The organism is Pseudomonas viridiflava (assembly GCF_003702045.1).
GTDB lineage: Bacteria > Pseudomonadota > Gammaproteobacteria > Pseudomonadales > Pseudomonadaceae > Aquipseudomonas > Aquipseudomonas viridiflava_C.
Window position 1 is genome coordinate 92,318 of sequence record NZ_RBTP01000031.1, and the last position, 16,760, is coordinate 109,077.

Genomic DNA, 16,760 nt, shown 5'->3' on the forward strand with positions numbered 1-16,760 from the left:
AAAAGGTATCTCCAGGGGAACTAGTGGCCATTAGACTACCCGACATCGGCGCTGTCACGACCCGCGTTCCGCAAATTTAATTCATTCAGGCGTCATACAGCGACAACCTATGTAACGCTCAGACGATCACCCCGACAAATAATTCAATCAGGGTGCCAGACGCTCACGCTCCCATTGTCCCTCTACCCAACGATAGTTCAAACGGTCATGAAGACGGCTCGAACGTCCCTGCCAGAACTCGATTCGCTCAGGCAGCAGGCGATAACCGCCCCAGTGCTCGGGGCAATGGGGCGCGGTATCGAGAAAGCGCTGTTCGGTCTGTGTGATCAAGCCTTCAAGTTCTTCACGATCCGCGATCACCCGGCTTTGCGGCGAGGCCCAGGCCCCGAGGCGGCTGCCCAACGGCCTGACCTGATAATAAGCGTCCGATTCCTGAGGCGTGACCTTCATCACGCGCCCTTCAATGCGCACTTGGCGCTCAAGCGTGGGCCAGAAAAAGGTCATGGCCGCGAAAGGCCGTGCAGCCAGTTGCTGACCTTTGGCGCTGTCGTAATTGGTGAAGAAAGTGAAACCTTGTGTGTCCAGGCCTTTGAGCAGCAGCACGCGGCAATGCGGACGCCCCTCTTCGTCAACGGTTGCCAGGGTCATGGCGTTGGCTTCAACCGGAGGCTGTTCGGTTTTCACCGCCTCGGCGAACCATTGGTGAAACAACGCAAACGGCTCGCCCGGTGACTGCGCTTCGGTCAGACCGTCGCGGGTGTAGTCACGGCGCATGTCAGCCAGGGTCTGGCTCATGGTGTCATTCCTTATGGCAAGGCTGAGTTTCTGAGGACGGACGCTTGAGCAGTACCCCAGTCAGGTCAGACGCGGCGCATCTGGAGAGGCACTCCCACGCGGCGCGTGGGAGGGGTCAGGGCCAACAACAGAATCAGTTATTGGTCTGGGCGTCGGTTTTCTTCGCGGCTGCGTCCTTGGCCGGGGTCTTGGCAGCCGGCTTTTTCGCCGCAGCGGTGGACTTGGCCGGAGCCGCTTTCTTGGCGGTCGTCGCCTTGGCCTTGGCTGGCGCTGCCTTCTTGGCCGTGTCTTTCTTGGCCGGGGCGGCTTTCTTGGCCGGTGCCGGAGCAGGCACGACAGGCTTGACGTCTTGGGTCGCGACCATCGTTGGAGCCACCGGTGGCAGTGCATAACGGCTCATCAGGGCCACCATCGTGTCTTGCGGTGTCATCAGGATTTCCACACGACGGTTCAGCGCACGACCCTGAGCGCTGTCGTTGGCAGCACGCGGCATCACTGCACCCATGCCACGCTGGCTCAAGCGCTGACGCTCAAGACCACTGAGGCGGAAAATCGCAGCAACCGACTGTGCACGCTCCTGACTGATTTTCTGATTGGCTTCTGTAGGACCCGAGGTATCCGCGTGGCCCAGAATCAGCACGGCGCTTCGCTTGTCACCTTCCACCGCTTTGGCCAGACGGGTAATCGGGCCAAGGGTGACCGGCAGCAGCATGGCCGGGCGGTCCGGGTTGAACGAGCTGTCGACGGGTGCAGTGATCGCCAGCAGGTCGTCACGACGTTCCAGCTCGAACGGTGTGTCTTTGATCGCAGCGCGAACGCGGGGCTCGTATTCGTCCAGCCAGGCCTTGGTCACCTTGGGATCAGGCATTGGCGCGGCTTTAGGCTCGTCGTTTTTGGCGCCGGCGCTTGGGAAAGGCCACCACCATTTAGTGTCGGTTTCAGTCTTTGCAACCAGCGCAGGGGCCTTCGGTTTGTCCGCAGGCTGGGTCGCAACAGCGTCAGGCTTTACGGCTGCCTTGTCGTCTGAGCCAAATGGCCAGTACCAAGGGCTGACACTCTGCGCATCGGTAGCCGACGCTGGCTTTTCAACCGCCTTGGCAACGGGTGCTGCAGGCGCCGGGGCAGGCGCCTTCACGGCGCCATCATCGGCTGCGCCAGAGCCAAACTGCCACCAATGGCCTTCGGTCGCAGAGGAATCGGATTGAGGAGTTTGAGCACAGCCGGTAACAGCGATGCACAGAGCGAGAACGAGGCTTTTATTGGACGACATGGATGACCCACAACAGTTTTGATCAGACAGAAGGAACGTTGTTACGTCCGTATAACACGCATGAAGTTACAGGTGGAAAGAGAAACCGTCGTACGGACCCGTTATACCCCGATTAACTGACAGTCGGTATTAAACAAATACTTATAGACGAAACTTACTGCAAACACTCACGTAGTACCCTGACCAATTTCTGCGCCCGTGGGTCCATGAGGATGTAAGGCCCCAGCGTGTTGGTAACGAAGCCAAACGCTACTTCATAGTCCGGATCGGCAAAGCCCACGGAGCCACCTGCACCCGGGTGACCGAACGCTTTGGGACCCAGCCCGAAGGTAGCATTGGCCACGGTAGGCTGATCGAGCATGCAGCCCAGCCCGAATCGGGTCGAGGTCAGCAGGGTCTTGTCCTGGCCGATACTGTGTTCGCGGGTCAGCTCATTGAGCATGTCGGCTTCCAGCAAGCTGCCATCCAGCAGACCGTTGTAGAAACCGGCGAGGCTGCGTGCGTTGCCATGACCGTTGGCCGCCGGTTGCTGCATGCGACGCCATTCCGGTTTGTTGGTACTCGTGAGGATCGACGGAGGATTGGTGAACGCCCTGGCGGTGATCGATGCCGGCTCACGCATTGTCGCGTGCAGCACTCGCTGGGCCGCGTCATCGCCGACATTGCCTTTGCCACGGGCGATGTGCGCCACCCGGTAGAACTGGTCATCGGCCAGCCCTACATGAAAATCCAGCCCCAGCGGGCGGGCAATGCGCGCCACGATGGATTCACCCGGGCCTCGACCGTCGGCGCGGCGCAGCATCTCGCCGATCAGCCAGCCATAGGTGATGGCGGCGTAACCGTGCCCCTGACCGGGCACCCACCACGGCTCCTCGGCCGCCAGGACTGAGGTCATGGTGTTCCAGTCATACAGCGCTTCGGCGGGCAATTGCTCGCGAATGGCGGGCAACGCGGCCTGGTGGCACAGCAACTGACGCAAGGTGATCGACGACTTGCCCGCTGCTGCGAACTCGGGCCACAGTCTGGCGACGGGCTCATCCAGGCTCAGCTTGCCCTCCTCCACCAATTGCAGAACCGCCACACTGGCAAACGTTTTGGTGCAGGAGAACAGGTTGGCGATGGTGTCGGTGTGCCAGGCTTCGGCGCCATCCTTATCAGCGGTGCCTGCCCACAGATCGACGACCGTTTGCCCGCCGACCTGGATGCACAACGCAGCGCCGCGCTCCTGAGGATCGTCAAAGAGCGCCGCAAAGGCTTCACGCACAGCTTCGAATTCAAGTTCGAAATGACCCTGGATCTGCAAAACCGCTGACTCCTGAATGTCGCTATGAAGGCCTTGAAGACGGCCAACCGAATGGGCGCATATTGTTCCAGCGATTGACCGTTTTGGGAACTGCTGCCAAATGCCGGTCGGCCTTGGTTCAGGAGATTTCCCGGTGAAACGGCGGCAGCGCGTTGAGGATCGCTTTGCCATAGCGCTGAGTCACCACGCGGCGATCCAGCAGCGTGATGGTGCCCCGGTCCTCCTCGGTGCGCAGCAAACGGCCGCACGCCTGAACCAGTCGCAGGGATGCATCCGGCACCGCAATCTCCATGAACGGATTACCGCCCCGCGCTTCGATCCATTCGGCCAGCGCCGCTTCGACCGGGTCGTCCGGCACCGCGAACGGGATTTTGGCGATCACCACATGCTCGCAATACGCACCGGGTAAATCCACACCCTCGGCAAAGCTGGCCAGCCCGAACAATACGCTGGACTCACCACTGTCGACCCGCGCCTTGTGCTTGTTCAAGGTTTCCTGCTTGGACAGGTTGCCCTGGATGAACACCTGCTTGCGCCAGTCGCGGTCCAGCCCGTCGAACACGTCCTGCATCTGCTTGCGCGATGAGAACAGCACCAGCGTGCCGCGAGAACCTTCGACCAGACCGGGCAGGTCACGAATGATTGCCGCAGTGTGAGCGACGGCGTCACGCGGATCGGCCTTGAGGTCCGGCACACGCAACACACCGGCATCGGCATGATGGAAAGGGCTGGGCACGACCGCCGTGACCGCGCCTTTCGGCAGGCCGGCACGCATGCGGTAACGGTCGAACTTGCCCAACGCGGTCAGGGTTGCCGACGTGACCAGGGCACCGTAAGCGATATTCCACAAGTTGCGGCGCAGCATTTCGGCCGCCAGGATCGGGCTGGCGTTGACTTCGATGTCGAACAGCGCCCCGCTGTCAGCCAGCGTCAACCAGCGGGCCATCGGCGGGCTGTCTTCCGGGTCCTCGGCAGTGAACGCCGTCCACAACTCCCAATTACCGTGAGCGCGGGCCAGCAGGCTGCCAAACAACGGATACCACTCTTCGGCCTGATGGCTGGCGATACCGATGTTGACCTCACCGTCCATGCCATCCTTGAGCAGGTCGGTCAGGCGGGTGAACAGGTCGTCCAGGCGGGCAAAACCTTTCTTGAGTTCGATGCCCATCTCGCGGATGTGCTCGGGAATGACGCCCCCCACGAAACGATGGCGCGGGCGCTCACGGCCCTGCATGTCTTCACCGGCGCGAAAATCCGCCAGTTGCTCGCAGGCACCGAACATGAACTGCTGGTGGCCTTTGATCTCGCGCGCCAGTTCAGGGACTTGTTCGATCAGCTTGCCCAGGTCGCCGGGCAATGGATGCTGGGCCAGCAGCTTGGCAAGGTTCTTGGCGGTCTGCTCCAGCCAGTCGGCTGTGGAGCGCAAGCGGGTGTAATGCGCGAAGTGACCGATGGCCTTGTCCGGCAGGTGATGGCCTTCGTCGAACACGTACAGCGTGTCACGCGGGTCCGGCAGCACCGCACCGCCACCCAACGCCAGGTCGGCCAGCACCATGTCGTGGTTGGTGACGATTACATCGACCTTGCCCATGCCCTCTCGTGCCTTATAGAAGGCGCATTGCTGGAAGTTCGGGCAATGGCGATTGGTGCATTGGCTGTGATCGGTGGTGAGCCGCGCCCAGTCCTGATCCGCCAGCTCCTGAGGCCAGCTGTCGCGGTCGCCGTCCCATTTATTGCCCGCCAGCTTCTGCAACATGCTGGTGAACAGTTTCTGGCTGGCTTCGTCGACCTCGATCTTGAAGCCTTCTTCCTCGAACAGCTGCGCGGTCGCATTGGTGGCGTCGCTTTCTTGCAGCAGCATATCGAGCTTGGACAGGCACATGTAGCGACCGCGCCCTTTGGCCAGGGCGAAGGTGAAATTCAGCCCGCTGTTGCGCATCAGGTCCGGCAGGTCCTTGTAGACGATCTGCTCTTGCAGCGCGACAGTCGCCGTAGCGATCACCAGACGCTTGCCCGCCGCCTTGGCGGTCGGAATCGAGGCGATGGCGTAGGCAACGGTCTTGCCTGTACCGGTGCCCGCTTCCACGGCGACCACGGCCGGGTCGCCCGAGCGCCGGCCCTCTTCATCGGTATCGATGTCCCCCAGTACCTTGGCGACTTCGGCGATCATCAATCGCTGGCCATAACGTGGCTTGAGGCTCTTGGCTTCGAGGAAACGCGAGTAGGCGCCCTGGATCTGGGATTTGAGTTCGGTACTGATCATTGGCTTCGGTTCGGGGGCACGGCAAAAAAGGCTGGATAAATTTTCAGTGGTTCTGAGTGGGCGCTATCATAGCGCGCTAAATCCATCCGCGCAGAACGGAGTACCCGATGACCGCATTTTCCCCTGTCTATACGTTGCATCTGCTGGCTGCTCTGGTCTGGGTTGGCGGGATGTTCTTCGCCTGGATGGTGTTGCGCCCAGCCGTCATTGCAGCACTGGATGGGCCGTCTCGCTTGAAAGTGTGGGTCCAGGTGTTTCCGAGGTTCTTCAGGTGGGTCTGGGCCGCCGTCGTTGTGCTGCCCATCACCGGTATCGGGATGATTCAGCTGAGCTTTACAGGCTTCGAAACGGCCCCCCGTTATGTACAGATCATGATGGGGTTGTACGTGGTGATGGTGGCGCTGTTTCTGCGTATCCATTCGTTGCAGTTGCCGGAATTGGTGCGTGCAGTGGAAACCGAGCAGTGGGCTGAAGGCGCTGCGGCCTTGGGCAAAATCCGACGACTGGTTGGCATCAATCTGCTCATCGGGCTGGCGGTGGTGGTGATCGCGGCGGCACGTCCGGGTTTTTGATCGGCTGAACACCTCGGCTGTGCGAAACGAAACATCGTGGGGCACCCAGAGTGATACCGCGCACAGCAGGCGGGCAGAATCCTGCCCGATCAGTCACGTTATTACCTGATTTTCCTTGGCTTTCAGGCGGTTGAATCCTTTGGCACGTCCTGTGCAAACGTTTGCGAATCGCTGTACGTACCATTAAAAGGAGTTTCAATCCCGATGCAGTCCTCCACGCAGTCCGTCACGCCATCCAGGCGTTTGATTCCTCTCTTGTTCGCAGCCACGTTTGCACTGCCCTGCTCGATGGTGCAGGCGCAACCTGCGACAGCCGAAGATTCCGCGCAGGGCGAGACACTGAGTCCGCCCGCCGCCCCCAAGGAAGGCAAAGGCGTCTACCTGTCGGACTGGTTCAATCAGGACCTCACGCTCATCGGCAGCAAGGACATCAGCTTCGGCCCGCAGCCGGTCGATGACGTTTATCTGGAATACGAATACTTCGGCCGCAAGGGACCCTTCGAGCTGTATGGCTACATCGACGTGCCAAAGATTCTCGACATCGGCAACCGCAACGACAAAGGCGTCTGGGATCACGGCTCGCCGGTGTTCATGGAGCATGAACCACGCATTTCCATCGATTACCTGGCAGGTCGCAGCCTGGCCGTGGGGCCGTTCAAGGAATGGTATGTCGCCTTCGACTGGATCTACGACCACGGCAGTAATTCGGCCAACCGCGCCAACACCCTGTACAGCGGCATCGGCACCGACATCGACACAAAATCACGGGTCAACCTGTCGGCCAACTTCTATGGTCGCTACCAGTGGGAAAACTACGGCGCGAGCAATGAATACTCATGGGACGGCTATCGCGCCCAGCTCAAATACATTGTGCCGATCACGAAATTCGACAACGGCGCATCGCTGACCTACATCGGCTTCACCAACTTCGATTTCGGCTCGGACCTCAAGAACGATCCGGCCCGCACCGCCAATTCGACGGTCGCCACCAATGTGCTGCTGTACGCGTTCACGCACCTGCGCTTCACTTTGGTGGGACGTTATTTCCATAACGGCGGCAATTGGCAGGACGGCAGTGAGCTGAATTTCGGCGAAGGCAACTTCCGCGCCCGCTCGGACGGCTGGGGTTACTACGCCGGCGTCGGTTACCAGTTCTGACCATGATTTTGACTACAGGAGTTCCCATGAAAAGCATCACTCGCAACGCCCTCTGCGCCTCGCTCGCCCTGCTCAGCCCGGGTATCTGGGCGGCCACCACGCCCGTCACGCCCAAAGTCATGCTGATCGCCATGTTCGCCCCCGAAGCTCAGAACTGGATCGACCGCCTGCACCTGACCAAGGAAACCAACGTGCCGGGGCTTGCCGCCGAGTACCCGACCATCCGCTGTAATGATCAGGACACCTGCCTGATGGTCACCGGCATGGGCCAGACCAACGCCGCGGCCTCGACGCTGGCGCTGGCCCTGTCGCCGCAGTTCGACCTGCGCAAGACTTACTTCATCGTCGCGGGCATCGCCGGGATCAACCCACATCACGGCAGCCTCGGCACCACGGCCTGGGCGCATTATCTGGTGGAGTTCGGCACGCAATGGGAGATTGATTCGCGCGACGTGCCCAAAGACTGGCCAACTGGCTACCTGGGCATCAACACCAAGGGGCCGAACGAAAAGCCGCCCTTGGACTACAAGACCGAAGTCTTCGAGCTCAATCCGAAACTGCAGGCCAAGGCCTTCGCCCTGTCGCAGAAAGTGGCCCTCAGCGAGAGCAAGGAGTCGGCTGCCTGGCGGGTCAAATACCCTTACGCACCGGCCAATCAGCCACCACAGGTCACCCAGTGCGACACCGTGGCGGGCAATACGTGGTTTTCGGGAACACGCTTGAGTGAACGGGCGGAAGTCTGGACACGCCTGTTGACCGACAACAAAGGCGTTTACTGCACCACTCAGCAGGAAGACAACTCCACCTACGAGGCCCTGCTGCGGGCCAGCAAGGCGGGCAAGGTCGACATCAATCGCCTTGCCGTGGTCCGCGCAGGCTCCGACTTCGATCGCCCTTATCCGGGTTACAGCGAAGTGGACAATCTGCTGAAATATGCCGACCAGGGTGCGTTCGTACCGGCGCTGGAAAACCTGTATCGCACCGGCAACCCACTGGTACAGGCGATCGTCAAGGATTGGAAGAGCTGGGAGAACGGCGTACCGCAGTAAGCGTTTCGCGTGACAGGCTGAAGACTGTTGGTCCGCAGCCTGTCAGAAACGGTTACAGGCGCTGAAGAATCAGCGCACCTGCAGGGCCAGCAACACCTGGCTGGCCCGGCTCGCCCGCTCTGCCTGCCTTGCCACCGTCGGCGCGATAGACGATGCAGCCTTTGGACGCGCCGCCTTTACCTGCCTTGCCGCCCTCGCCGCCTTTGCCCGGCGCCCCGCCTTCGACATTGACCTTGATACGCTCGGCCGCAAAGCTGTACGGCAGCTCAAGACGCACCTGTGCGCCCGCTGCGCCGTCGTGCCCGTCACCGCCGTGATCACCGTTGTAACCGCGTCCGGCCTGACCCCAGGTGCAGCCAGGCTCTTCACCCGTGCCACCGTCCAGCCCCGCATACCCAGGGCCACCCGCGCCGCCGCGTGCATCGATCGACAGTTGCTCGGCATTCAGGGCGTTCACCCGCAGCGTCAGGTTGCGGCCCGGCAATGCAGGTTTTTCGAAGGTGCCCGGTGCGCCGCGTGCGGTGATCTGGCTGCCGGTGCCGAACTCGCCGCGATCCACGACCAGCTTGAAGGTCTGCACGCCGGGCACGATTGCAATACGCGCTTCGTGGCCAAGCACCAGTTGACCGATCTTCACGTCGTCGATGCCTGCGGGAATCAGCAACGTGCCGTAGTCCGCCACTTCCAGACGCTCGACCTGCAGCACACTGCTGTTGCCGGGAAGGCGCATCAGCGAATGCGGTGCAACGATGATCGCCTGGGCCATCGCCAGCGGGCTGAACAGTGCTGCCAGTAGAACGAGATTACGCATAGGTGTGCCCCGAAGCCGGACGGCCGATGGATTGGAGATGAAAGATGCCGAACAGGACGATTTTGCCTCTGTCACGCCACGGATGCTGGCGACCGCGAAGGCTGCCGTTGAACAGGATCAATTCAAGCAGATGAGTCAGCAGCACCAGACTGCCCGCCATATCGAGCATCACGCCCAACGGGCTGGGTGCCTCTATCACCGCATTGGCCAGCACCACCAGCCAGAAACCCAGCATCAACAGCTTTCCCAATCCCCAAACCCACTTCATCGCCTGCCCCCTTGATCATGATCCTTTACGAAAGCGAATTCTTCGCACGCTTTTCGTCGCCGCACAGTAGACGTCCTGCCCACTGAATATGCCAGCAGTGAGTGAAAAAACATGCTGTCTGGACAGATATAGCCCGAAACCTGTTTCAAGGCGTCAGGTGTTTACGTCCATGCTGCTGCTCGCACAACAGGACGGACGCTTTTCAGCGCACCTGCGGCAGGCTAGTCTTGTCAGTCAATCAGAGGACTTTCGATGACCGTCGGCCATTCCACCCGCACGCCCCAGCAAGCGCTGGCAGCCCTGCTCGACCGATATGCACCGCAGCGTCTGCTGCTGATCGGCGCGCAGGCGTTTCCCGCGTTGCAAGCGTTTCAAGAGGCGCACCCGCAGACCGAAGTGTCGCTGGCCGAGCCCGGCCTGCTGCCCCCTCATCTGGCAGCGCAGCGGTTTGACCTGGCGTTGGTGGTCGATTGCCTGGAGCACTTGCCCAAGCGCACAGGACTGGAGCTGCTGGGCGGGATCCGAAACCTTAACGCCAGCCGCATCGCCGTGCTGGCTGACCTTAAAGCCTGTGGCTGGCAAGAAACCGACTTCTTCTCACTGGCCCTGCAAGCCAGTGAACGCTTTGCCCGCGACGAGCAGGTGCTGACGCTGTTTACCTACGATTTGCGTGAGTACAAACAGGTGCCGGACTGGTTGAATGCGAAATATTGGGCCAACCCTGAAAATTTTGGAAAGTATTGGTGGTGAATCATGAGTAGTGCCATTTGCCCCTGCGGCAGCGGCGATCTGTTGCTGGCCTGCTGCGGGCACTACCACGCAGGCTTGCCTGCTCCCTGCGCGGAAAAACTGATGCGCTCGCGTTACAGCGCCTATGTGCTGGGGCTGACCGATTACCTGGTGCAAACCACGCTGCCTGCGCAACAAAGCGGGCTGGACCGTGAAGCGATTGCTCAGTGGAGCGCGCAAAGCACCTGGCTGGGGCTCGAGGTGGAAAGCACCGAGGTGTTTGGCGGCAAGCCCGAGCACGCCTTCGTGACCTTCACCGCACGCTGGCACGACGGCAACGGCGAGCACAGCCACAAGGAACGCTCATCGTTCGTGCAGAATCAGGGCCTCTGGTACTTCATCGACTCGACCGTCCCGCTCAAGGCCGGACGCAACGATGCCTGTCCTTGTGGCAGTGAACAGAAGTTCAAGAAGTGCTGCTCAGCGTATATCGGCTAGCGTAGCCCGACAGAAACGGGCAAGACGCGGCCAAAACGATAATTACTGAAGGAAATGCAACCCTGTGGGAGGTGGTTGCAGCAGAACTTGTTTATAGCGGCTGATCCCGGAGTGTGGGGGACGAGCTGGCACACGCAGTCTTGATCGTGCCGATGCTCCGCGTCGGCATGCATCCCGGGACGCTCTGCGTCCCTTACGCAGATCTCGCGGGACACAGCCCCCTCAAAACTCCAGCTGCGCCGAGAACGCCACGGTCCGGGGATCGCCCAGGTAGCTGCTGTTCAGCCAGTATTCCTTGTTGGCCAGGTTGCTGACGTTGACCCGCAGCGTCAGGTCGTTCTCCGAAACACGCATGCGATAACGAGCGCCTGCATCGAAGGTGGTGAACGATGGCAGGTCGTTTTCGTTGCTCTGATCGGTGTACTGCTTGCCGGTGTAGAAGGCGCCACCGGTCATGGCCAGGCCCGGCACCTGATGGATGTCGTATTCGGCGTAAACCTTGGCCAGTTGCTTGGTAACGTTGGTCGGCGCGTTGCCTTCATCCGCAGCAACACCGGTCTTTTTGATCTTGGGGTCCAGGAGCGTGAAGCCGCCGACCAGCGTCAGTTCAGGCATGACCTTGCCGGTCACGCTGAACTCCAGGCCGTTGTTTTCCTGTCGCCCGTCCACCACGTAGATGTTCGACCCCGTCGTATAACCGTTGGGCTTTTCGATGTTGAATAGCGCCAGGGTAAGCAACGTTTCGCCCAGCGTCGCCTTGGCACCGATTTCATATTGCTCACTGACCTCGGGCGCAAACGCTTGACCCGCGTTGGTGGTGCCGCTCGGCGCAATGCCGCCGGATTGCAGCCCTTCGATATAGGTCGCGTAAGTGGTCAGCCACGGCACCGGTTTGTAGACCAGAGAGATGTTGGGTGAGGTTTTGCTCTCGTTGTACGTGGTTTCGGTTTCTGCCGAACCAAAGGCCCGTGCATAGACGAATTCGTTGGCGTAGGTCTTGATCTGGGTATTGGTCACTCCGAGGATCGCCGACCACTGTTCATTGAACGTGATGACGTCGCCGATCAGGACGTTATTGCTCTCGCTACTGTTGGCCAGCCGCTGATTGCCATGACCGATGAAATAAGCGGGCTTGCCCACCTGCGGGGTCTGGTCGAACGGGATGGTTCCCACCGGCGAGGTGTACTGCGGACCAGGCTGGGTGGGTGTGAAAGGGATATGGTCTTCGTACTGCTTCTGGCGGGACGTGTTGCCCTGATAGCCCATCGTGAGCTTGTGCCCAAGGAAGCCGGTCGCAAACTCTGCATCCAGAAACAACGAACCGGTTTTTTCTTCGGTTTCGATGGGGGCAAACGCGTAGAGCGGCTGCGAATAAAGCCCCGCGCTGCTGACTGTCGGGCCGGTGTAGGTGTTTTCGCTGGTGTACTGCTGGGCAGCGAACGCAGCGCGCAAAGTAAACGTATCGTTCAATCGCCACTTGGCTCGCACGCCCGCCTTGTCCGATTCGTAATCCGAGAACGACCATTTCTGGCTGTACAGCTTGTCGTTATCCAGCGAGGCCGCGCTCGGACGCAGCGACTGATCGCTGAAGTACCAGTAACTGGTCAGGCCACGAATCTGGGTTTTCTTGTGCGAGGCATCGAACTGCACCAGCAGGTCGTCGGAGACGTTCCAGTCCAGTGCGAGAGAGATCATTTCGCGGCGGCGCTTGTTCATGTCGACGGCGGTTTCGCCATCCTGAGTCAGCACATTGAGGCGATAGGCGAATTTACCTTCGCTGTCGATCGGACCGCCAAAGTCGCCGTGCAGGTAGTAGTTTTCGCCTCCAGCGTTGCCTAGGGTCACGCTGCTGTAGCGTTCATAGGTCGGACGCTTGATCACGTAATTGACCAAGCCACCCGGCGAGGCGGGGCCATAAAGAAAGCCGGTCAGGCCGGTGATGACTTCCAGTTGCTCCATCTCTTCCAGGTAGTTGCTGCCGTCCGCGCCGTTGGTGAAGCGCAGGCCATCGTTGGCAATGTTCAAGCTGCCCGCGCTGCTGAAACCCCGGATATTGACGGCGCTGGCATAACCGGCGCTGGTCGGGGAGTACATCTGTGTGAACGGGTTGTGCTTGATAACGTCGTCCAGCGAGGTGGCCTGGATGTTCTTCAGCAAGGCTTGCGGCGTTACGCTGATGGAGTACGGCGCATCCTGTAGCTTCATGCCGCCCAGCGCGCCGACGCTGCTGATGCTTTCACTGCGATAGCCTGCCGCCTCCGAGCCTTCGGCAGCCGACGCGCGTGCGTTGATGGTCACGTCCGAAAGACTCAGCGTGCCCTCCTCCATCGCCATCAGCGTGTAGGTCCCGGAACTGCTCTGCACCAATTGCAGGCCGCTGCCGCGCAACGCTTCACGCAATGCCCCTGCTGCGTCGAACTGGCCTTTGACCGGTGCGCTGGACTTACCGGCGGCCAACGCCGGATCCAGGCTCAGCGCCAGACCGCTCTGGCTGGCGATCTGGTTCAACGTGGTCGCCAGAGGAGCTGCGGGCAAGTCGTAGGCAAGAACGCTGGCAGCCTGTTGAGCCGCCATCGACACCGGGCTGGTCAACGGCACGCAAACAGCGATGGCCACCGCCAACAGGCTGGGGCGCAAAAGGGTGTCTAACGAACGGGACATCGGGCAACTCCTGGCTGGAACATTCTCAATGCCTGTTAGCCGAGCGAAACGCCAGAAGTGACAGGGCTTATTGAAAATTATTCCGTTTCAGGAAATGGGCATCAGCCATGACGCCCTGATTCGCCAACGTTCTGTCAGTCCAGTTTCAGGTGCGAGGTGTCGGGCGCAGTTTTGTCAGTGCCGCGAGGTGCCTGCCCCATGTCGCTGCCTACGGGCGCAACGCTCAGTCTGGACAAGTCCAACGCTGGCGGGACAGGATCAGGCTTGGGATCCTGCATATCGCTACCGGCCTCGGCCACTGAATAGTCGGGGGCATCGACGTCTGAGAAGGCGGCCATATAGGCATCCCGCGGTTTGATCTGCAGACGCCCGGGCTTGACGGAGATCTTGCGCAACCAGGTCGGCTCGTCGGGCGGACGCGCCAGTTCGACCTCTTCGACCTCATTGATATGTGCTGCCTGTGGCGCTTCCACCGCTTCAACTGCCTGAGGCGTGTTCATCTGCACGACCTCGACAATCGCTCCCGCACGTTCAAGCGTGGCGCGGTATTTTTCGGCAGTGTCCGCGTCCAGGCTGTTTTTCAGGACCAGTCGTCGTCCCGAGAACAGCAATTCCAGGCGCGACGCATCGGCCTGAAATAACTTTCCCAGGTTGGCTTTGACCTTCTCAGGCTGGGCTCCGGCGACCAGTTGGCCATCGAAGACGATTTCATAGCGACTCATGCGTTACACCCGCAGACACGTAAACCATCGAGGGCAAAGCCCGGAACCGTAAGAACAAGCAGGTTACCCCTGCTCATCGAGTTGCTAAACTCAGGCCTCACTCGGAGCAACCTCATGTTTTATCAGGCGCACATTACAAGAACCATAAGCCTTGCGCTGCTCATGTTTGGGCTGACGGGATGCTCAATCTGGAGTTTTGACCGCGTGCAGGACCCGGAAGTGCATTTGCTCAGGATTCAAGTCGTCAAAGCCAGGCTGACGCAGCAGGATTTCAAACTGCATTTCGAGATCGATAACCCCAACGACTCGCGGGTTCTGGTCAGGGCGCTTCAATATAAAATCAGCCTCAATGACATGGTGCTGGTGGATGACCGCTCAAACGACTGGTTTTTTGTCGATGCCCATAGCAGCAGGACCTTTGAAGTGCCGATCCGGACCAACCTCTGGCGGCATGCCAGATACCTTGCACAGTTATTGAAAAAGCCCCATGAAACCATTCATTACCGCCTGGAGGGCAAGCTCAAGACCGGCTTGGTGTTTCGGAACACGGTTCGCATTGGCCATTCGGGAGATGTAGCGCCTGAGGAACTGATCCACAAGCGCTGACACCGCCGCACCTAGCCCCCAAGCTTGCCCTTGACCAGCTCCATCAGAAACTTCCAGATGTCTGCTGCCCAAAGCGCGCGGTTGATGGCGGCAATCAATGATCCGCCGAACGAGCCCAGCAAGAAGCCCACGCCGGTTATGTTGCGAGGCTCATCAACCCCAAGGTAATTACTGGCGATGCCAGTCAGGAAAACCGCACAGGCAACGCCGGTGACCAAAAAAACCAGCCAGGCACGCCAATCCAGCAGCCCCGCCTTGTGCCACCATGCAGAAATGATGGCACCCACCAGGCCCGCCACCAACCATTCGAATCTGTCTACCAAGCCATTCAAGAGCTCCATGAGCCTGACTCCGTACAAAAAGATGATGAGGTTCACGCACTGTCGAGTTTCAGAACTGAAACAAAATTTAAGCATACTTAAATAAATCGTCAAGCTTGCTGAACGTAATGCGTATGGCACCCGCGTTCTGTGAACGATTTTGCGAGCCGTGATGCGCACACGCAGGACAGTCAGGTCGTCTCCACTTTCTCGGAGCATAGGTCTGACCGGCCACAATGGCGGCTACCTACGGGATCGTGGAAGGCGGCTTGCCCGCGGCGAAGTAGACGCGATGTTCAGGAAGCCGTGTCGTTTATCGCGAGCGCCTGGAAAGCGCTACGTACAGCATCAGCTATCTATATACCGTTTCCAACCAATCCACACAGAGCCGTCTTCCAGGTGATTGACCTGAATGCCTTCGGTTTCCTCGATTTCCTGAAGCACGGTGTCCCAGATTTCGGAAGGTTCGCCTTCGAGACGCGTCACCGTGATGAACTGCACTTTCTGCACATCCGGCGCAGCCACCATGCGCTGGATGCGCCTGCCGATTTGCTCGTAGGAAAAAGACGGTTTCGTTGCTGAATACAGATCGCTAGCCATGACAACCTCCTCGGCATAACTGTATTTATATACAGTATTCCAGCTGTACGAAGTCGACAAGGTGGTTGTAGGAAAAGTATTCAACCCATTTCGGAAAGAAAACGCCGCAAGCCTTGTGCTGCCTGCATCAGAGCTTGCCGGTCATCCTCACGGCCACCCCGATAATGCGACAGTCGGCACCGCACTCGATCATTCGATACGCCGGATTCAGGGGTTTGAGGTAGCGAACCCCGCCGTCCTCGACCAGCTTCTTGAAGGTCGCCTCATTGCTGGCCGGCAGCTTGGCAATGACGAGCTTGCCAGGTTGAACGTCAGCCTCGGTGTCCACCAGTATCATCATGCCTTCGGGCACGCTGACGCCGGTAGGTGCGGTCATGGAATCGCCTTTGACTTCGAGCCAGAAGGCCGGTCCCTTGGAGTCGTAATCGGAAATTTCGTAGCGGTCCGAAAATCCCTCCGGGTAAGGCTCGACGGCCTCCTCCCACGAACCGGCCGAAACCCAACTGATCACCGGGTAGCGAAAGGACATTCTGGGCTGGTCGATCAGCGCCACGTTGGCATCGTGGCCCGTGATTCGCTCTTCCCCTTCGCCAATGGCCAGCCATTCGGCACGAAAGCCCGTGGCTTTGGCCAGCGCATAAAGATTCTCAGGTCGCAAACTCTTGCTCTCGCCGCTGACCCACTGCGTGACGGCAGAGTTGGCCACGCCACACTCGGCGGCTATTTCGCCTTTTTTCTTGCCACTGACAGCAATGGCGCGGGCGATACGTTCGTGTCTGTTCATGGGCTCTGCCTCATAACGCGGGAAGGAAGAAAAGCGAACGCCTGACGCCGCGAATGTAAGCATGCTTTCCAGAGAAAAACACTTCGATACAGCTTGGCGATCATTTGCGAGATAATGCGCGTCGATTTAATTGCGGAGTAGACCCGATGAACCAGCAAGCCCATGTGCATGGCCCCGACTGTAACCACGACCATGATCATCACGACCACCAACACGGTCACGTACACGGCCCCAACTGCGGCCATGCGCACCAGGAGCCGGTGCGCAACACGTTGAAAGACGTGGGCCGCAACGATCCTTGCCCGTGCGGCAGCGAGAAGAAGTTCAAGAAGTGCCACGGCGTTTAATACA

The 16,760-nt window shown here is 59.7% G+C and carries 18 protein-coding genes; 7 read left to right on the plus strand and 11 right to left on the minus strand.

Translation table 11 applies throughout. From position 1 onward, the window contains the following. Positions 1 to 147: 147 nt before the first annotated feature. The 4 genes from pdxH to dinG form a co-directional block, all read right to left on the minus strand. On the minus strand, positions 148 to 795 hold the full coding sequence (gene pdxH, locus ALP40_RS10360; protein ID WP_122208185.1) for a pyridoxamine 5'-phosphate oxidase: 648 nt from the start codon (positions 793 to 795) through the stop codon (positions 148 to 150). A 133-nt stretch (positions 796 to 928) separates the two neighbouring features. Beyond that, complete coding sequence (locus ALP40_RS10365) at positions 929 to 2,065, minus strand: OmpA family protein (protein ID WP_122208186.1); 1,137 nt, start codon at positions 2,063 to 2,065, stop codon at positions 929 to 931. 154 nt (positions 2,066 to 2,219) lie between these two features. Then, a complete protein-coding gene (locus ALP40_RS10370) occupies positions 2,220 to 3,368 on the minus strand; it encodes a serine hydrolase domain-containing protein (RefSeq protein WP_122208187.1) in 1,149 nt (382 codons plus the stop codon). Between the two features lie 118 nt (positions 3,369 to 3,486). Then, complete coding sequence (gene dinG / locus ALP40_RS10375; RefSeq protein WP_122208188.1) at positions 3,487 to 5,631, minus strand: ATP-dependent DNA helicase DinG; 2,145 nt, start codon at positions 5,629 to 5,631, stop codon at positions 3,487 to 3,489. A gap of 107 nt (positions 5,632 to 5,738) precedes the next feature. Between dinG and ALP40_RS10380 the strand changes: the two genes are divergently transcribed. The 3 genes from ALP40_RS10380 (at position 5,739) to ALP40_RS10390 (ending at position 8,410) form a co-directional block, all read left to right on the plus strand. Continuing rightward, entirely contained in the window at positions 5,739 to 6,203 is a 465-nt protein-coding gene (locus tag ALP40_RS10380) for a CopD family protein (RefSeq protein ID WP_122208189.1), read from the plus strand. 198 nt (positions 6,204 to 6,401) lie between these two features. After that, positions 6,402 to 7,361 (plus strand): nucleoside-specific channel-forming protein Tsx, encoded by a 960-nt coding sequence (locus tag ALP40_RS10385; protein WP_375140037.1) that lies wholly within the window; start codon positions 6,402 to 6,404, stop codon positions 7,359 to 7,361. A 26-nt stretch (positions 7,362 to 7,387) separates the two neighbouring features. Beyond that, positions 7,388 to 8,410 (plus strand): purine nucleoside permease, encoded by a 1,023-nt coding sequence (locus ALP40_RS10390; protein WP_122208190.1) that lies wholly within the window; start codon positions 7,388 to 7,390, stop codon positions 8,408 to 8,410. A gap of 52 nt (positions 8,411 to 8,462) precedes the next feature. Here the strand turns inward: ALP40_RS10390 and ALP40_RS10395 are convergent, their stop codons facing one another. Together ALP40_RS10395 and ALP40_RS10400 are read right to left on the minus strand one after the other, a co-directional pair. After that, a complete protein-coding gene (locus ALP40_RS10395) occupies positions 8,463 to 9,221 on the minus strand; it encodes a collagen-like protein (protein ID WP_122208191.1) in 759 nt (252 codons plus the stop codon). Continuing rightward, positions 9,214 to 9,489 (minus strand): DUF1145 domain-containing protein, encoded by a 276-nt coding sequence (locus tag ALP40_RS10400; RefSeq protein ID WP_122208192.1) that lies wholly within the window; start codon positions 9,487 to 9,489, stop codon positions 9,214 to 9,216. Before ALP40_RS10400 ends, ALP40_RS10395 begins: the two co-directional genes overlap by 8 nt. A 252-nt stretch (positions 9,490 to 9,741) precedes the next feature. Here ALP40_RS10400 and ALP40_RS10405 point away from each other — a divergent pair, with 252 nt between their 5' ends. Next, the gene (locus ALP40_RS10405; protein ID WP_122208193.1) at positions 9,742 to 10,239 is read left to right on the plus strand and encodes a DUF6231 family protein; all 498 of its coding nucleotides are present in this window, start codon (positions 9,742 to 9,744) and stop codon (positions 10,237 to 10,239) included. 3 nt (positions 10,240 to 10,242) lie between these two features. Beyond that, complete coding sequence (locus ALP40_RS10410; RefSeq protein ID WP_122208194.1) at positions 10,243 to 10,716, plus strand: YchJ family protein; 474 nt, start codon at positions 10,243 to 10,245, stop codon at positions 10,714 to 10,716. Positions 10,717 to 10,938: 222 nt separating this feature from the next. Here ALP40_RS10410 and ALP40_RS10415 read toward each other — a convergent pair whose 3' ends face one another. Next, the gene (locus ALP40_RS10415; RefSeq protein WP_122208195.1) at positions 10,939 to 13,377 is read right to left on the minus strand and encodes a TonB-dependent receptor; all 2,439 of its coding nucleotides are present in this window, start codon (positions 13,375 to 13,377) and stop codon (positions 10,939 to 10,941) included. A 134-nt stretch (positions 13,378 to 13,511) separates the two neighbouring features. Then, the gene (locus ALP40_RS10420) at positions 13,512 to 14,099 is read right to left on the minus strand and encodes a hypothetical protein (protein ID WP_122208196.1); all 588 of its coding nucleotides are present in this window, start codon (positions 14,097 to 14,099) and stop codon (positions 13,512 to 13,514) included. Between the two features lie 114 nt (positions 14,100 to 14,213). Between ALP40_RS10420 and ALP40_RS10425 the strand changes: the two genes are divergently transcribed. Beyond that, the gene (locus tag ALP40_RS10425) at positions 14,214 to 14,705 is read left to right on the plus strand and encodes an LEA type 2 family protein (protein WP_122208197.1); all 492 of its coding nucleotides are present in this window, start codon (positions 14,214 to 14,216) and stop codon (positions 14,703 to 14,705) included. An 11-nt stretch (positions 14,706 to 14,716) separates the two neighbouring features. On the opposite strand, the gene ALP40_RS10430 is transcribed toward ALP40_RS10425, so the two are convergent. The 3 genes from ALP40_RS10430 to ALP40_RS10440 all read right to left on the minus strand — a co-directional run bounded on the left by ALP40_RS10430 (position 14,717) and on the right by ALP40_RS10440 (position 16,409). Further along, positions 14,717 to 15,046: an MFS transporter gene (locus ALP40_RS10430; protein ID WP_122208198.1), complete on the minus strand. Its 330-nt coding sequence runs from the start codon at positions 15,044 to 15,046 to the stop codon at positions 14,717 to 14,719. A gap of 327 nt (positions 15,047 to 15,373) precedes the next feature. Then, positions 15,374 to 15,625, minus strand: coding sequence for a DUF1654 domain-containing protein (locus tag ALP40_RS10435; RefSeq protein WP_122208199.1), 252 nt, complete (start codon positions 15,623 to 15,625; stop codon positions 15,374 to 15,376). A 127-nt stretch (positions 15,626 to 15,752) separates the two neighbouring features. Next, positions 15,753 to 16,409: a LexA family transcriptional regulator gene (locus ALP40_RS10440; RefSeq protein WP_122208200.1), complete on the minus strand. Its 657-nt coding sequence runs from the start codon at positions 16,407 to 16,409 to the stop codon at positions 15,753 to 15,755. Positions 16,410 to 16,555: 146 nt separating this feature from the next. On the opposite strand from ALP40_RS10440, the gene ALP40_RS10445 reads away from it, so the two are divergent. Further along, complete coding sequence (locus ALP40_RS10445) at positions 16,556 to 16,756, plus strand: SEC-C metal-binding domain-containing protein (protein WP_122208201.1); 201 nt, start codon at positions 16,556 to 16,558, stop codon at positions 16,754 to 16,756. Positions 16,757 to 16,760 lie beyond the last annotated feature (4 nt).

Excerpts from the sequence above, each read along its gene's own strand:
- dinG (WP_122208188.1), bottom strand. The coding sequence starts at position 5,631 with ATGATCAGTACCGAACTCAAATCCCAGATCCAGGGCGCCTACTCGCGT.
- ALP40_RS10405 (WP_122208193.1), top strand. The coding sequence starts at position 9,742 with ATGACCGTCGGCCATTCCACCCGCACGCCCCAGCAAGCGCTGGCAGCC.
- ALP40_RS10435 (WP_122208199.1), bottom strand. The coding sequence starts at position 15,625 with ATGGCTAGCGATCTGTATTCAGCAACGAAACCGTCTTTTTCCTACGAG.
- ALP40_RS10430 (WP_122208198.1), bottom strand. The coding sequence starts at position 15,046 with ATGGAGCTCTTGAATGGCTTGGTAGACAGATTCGAATGGTTGGTGGCG.
- ALP40_RS10365 (WP_122208186.1), bottom strand. The coding sequence starts at position 2,065 with ATGTCGTCCAATAAAAGCCTCGTTCTCGCTCTGTGCATCGCTGTTACC.
- ALP40_RS10395 (WP_122208191.1), bottom strand. The coding sequence starts at position 9,221 with ATGCGTAATCTCGTTCTACTGGCAGCACTGTTCAGCCCGCTGGCGATG.
- ALP40_RS10410 (WP_122208194.1), top strand. The coding sequence starts at position 10,243 with ATGAGTAGTGCCATTTGCCCCTGCGGCAGCGGCGATCTGTTGCTGGCC.
- ALP40_RS10400 (WP_122208192.1), bottom strand. The coding sequence starts at position 9,489 with ATGAAGTGGGTTTGGGGATTGGGAAAGCTGTTGATGCTGGGTTTCTGG.
- ALP40_RS10445 (WP_122208201.1), top strand. The coding sequence starts at position 16,556 with ATGAACCAGCAAGCCCATGTGCATGGCCCCGACTGTAACCACGACCAT.
- ALP40_RS10425 (WP_122208197.1), top strand. The coding sequence starts at position 14,214 with ATGTTTTATCAGGCGCACATTACAAGAACCATAAGCCTTGCGCTGCTC.
- ALP40_RS10380 (WP_122208189.1), top strand. The coding sequence starts at position 5,739 with ATGACCGCATTTTCCCCTGTCTATACGTTGCATCTGCTGGCTGCTCTG.
- ALP40_RS10440 (WP_122208200.1), bottom strand. The coding sequence starts at position 16,409 with ATGAACAGACACGAACGTATCGCCCGCGCCATTGCTGTCAGTGGCAAG.
- ALP40_RS10415 (WP_122208195.1), bottom strand. The coding sequence starts at position 13,377 with ATGTCCCGTTCGTTAGACACCCTTTTGCGCCCCAGCCTGTTGGCGGTG.
- ALP40_RS10390 (WP_122208190.1), top strand. The coding sequence starts at position 7,388 with ATGAAAAGCATCACTCGCAACGCCCTCTGCGCCTCGCTCGCCCTGCTC.
- pdxH (WP_122208185.1), bottom strand. The coding sequence starts at position 795 with ATGAGCCAGACCCTGGCTGACATGCGCCGTGACTACACCCGCGACGGT.
- ALP40_RS10420 (WP_122208196.1), bottom strand. The coding sequence starts at position 14,099 with ATGAGTCGCTATGAAATCGTCTTCGATGGCCAACTGGTCGCCGGAGCC.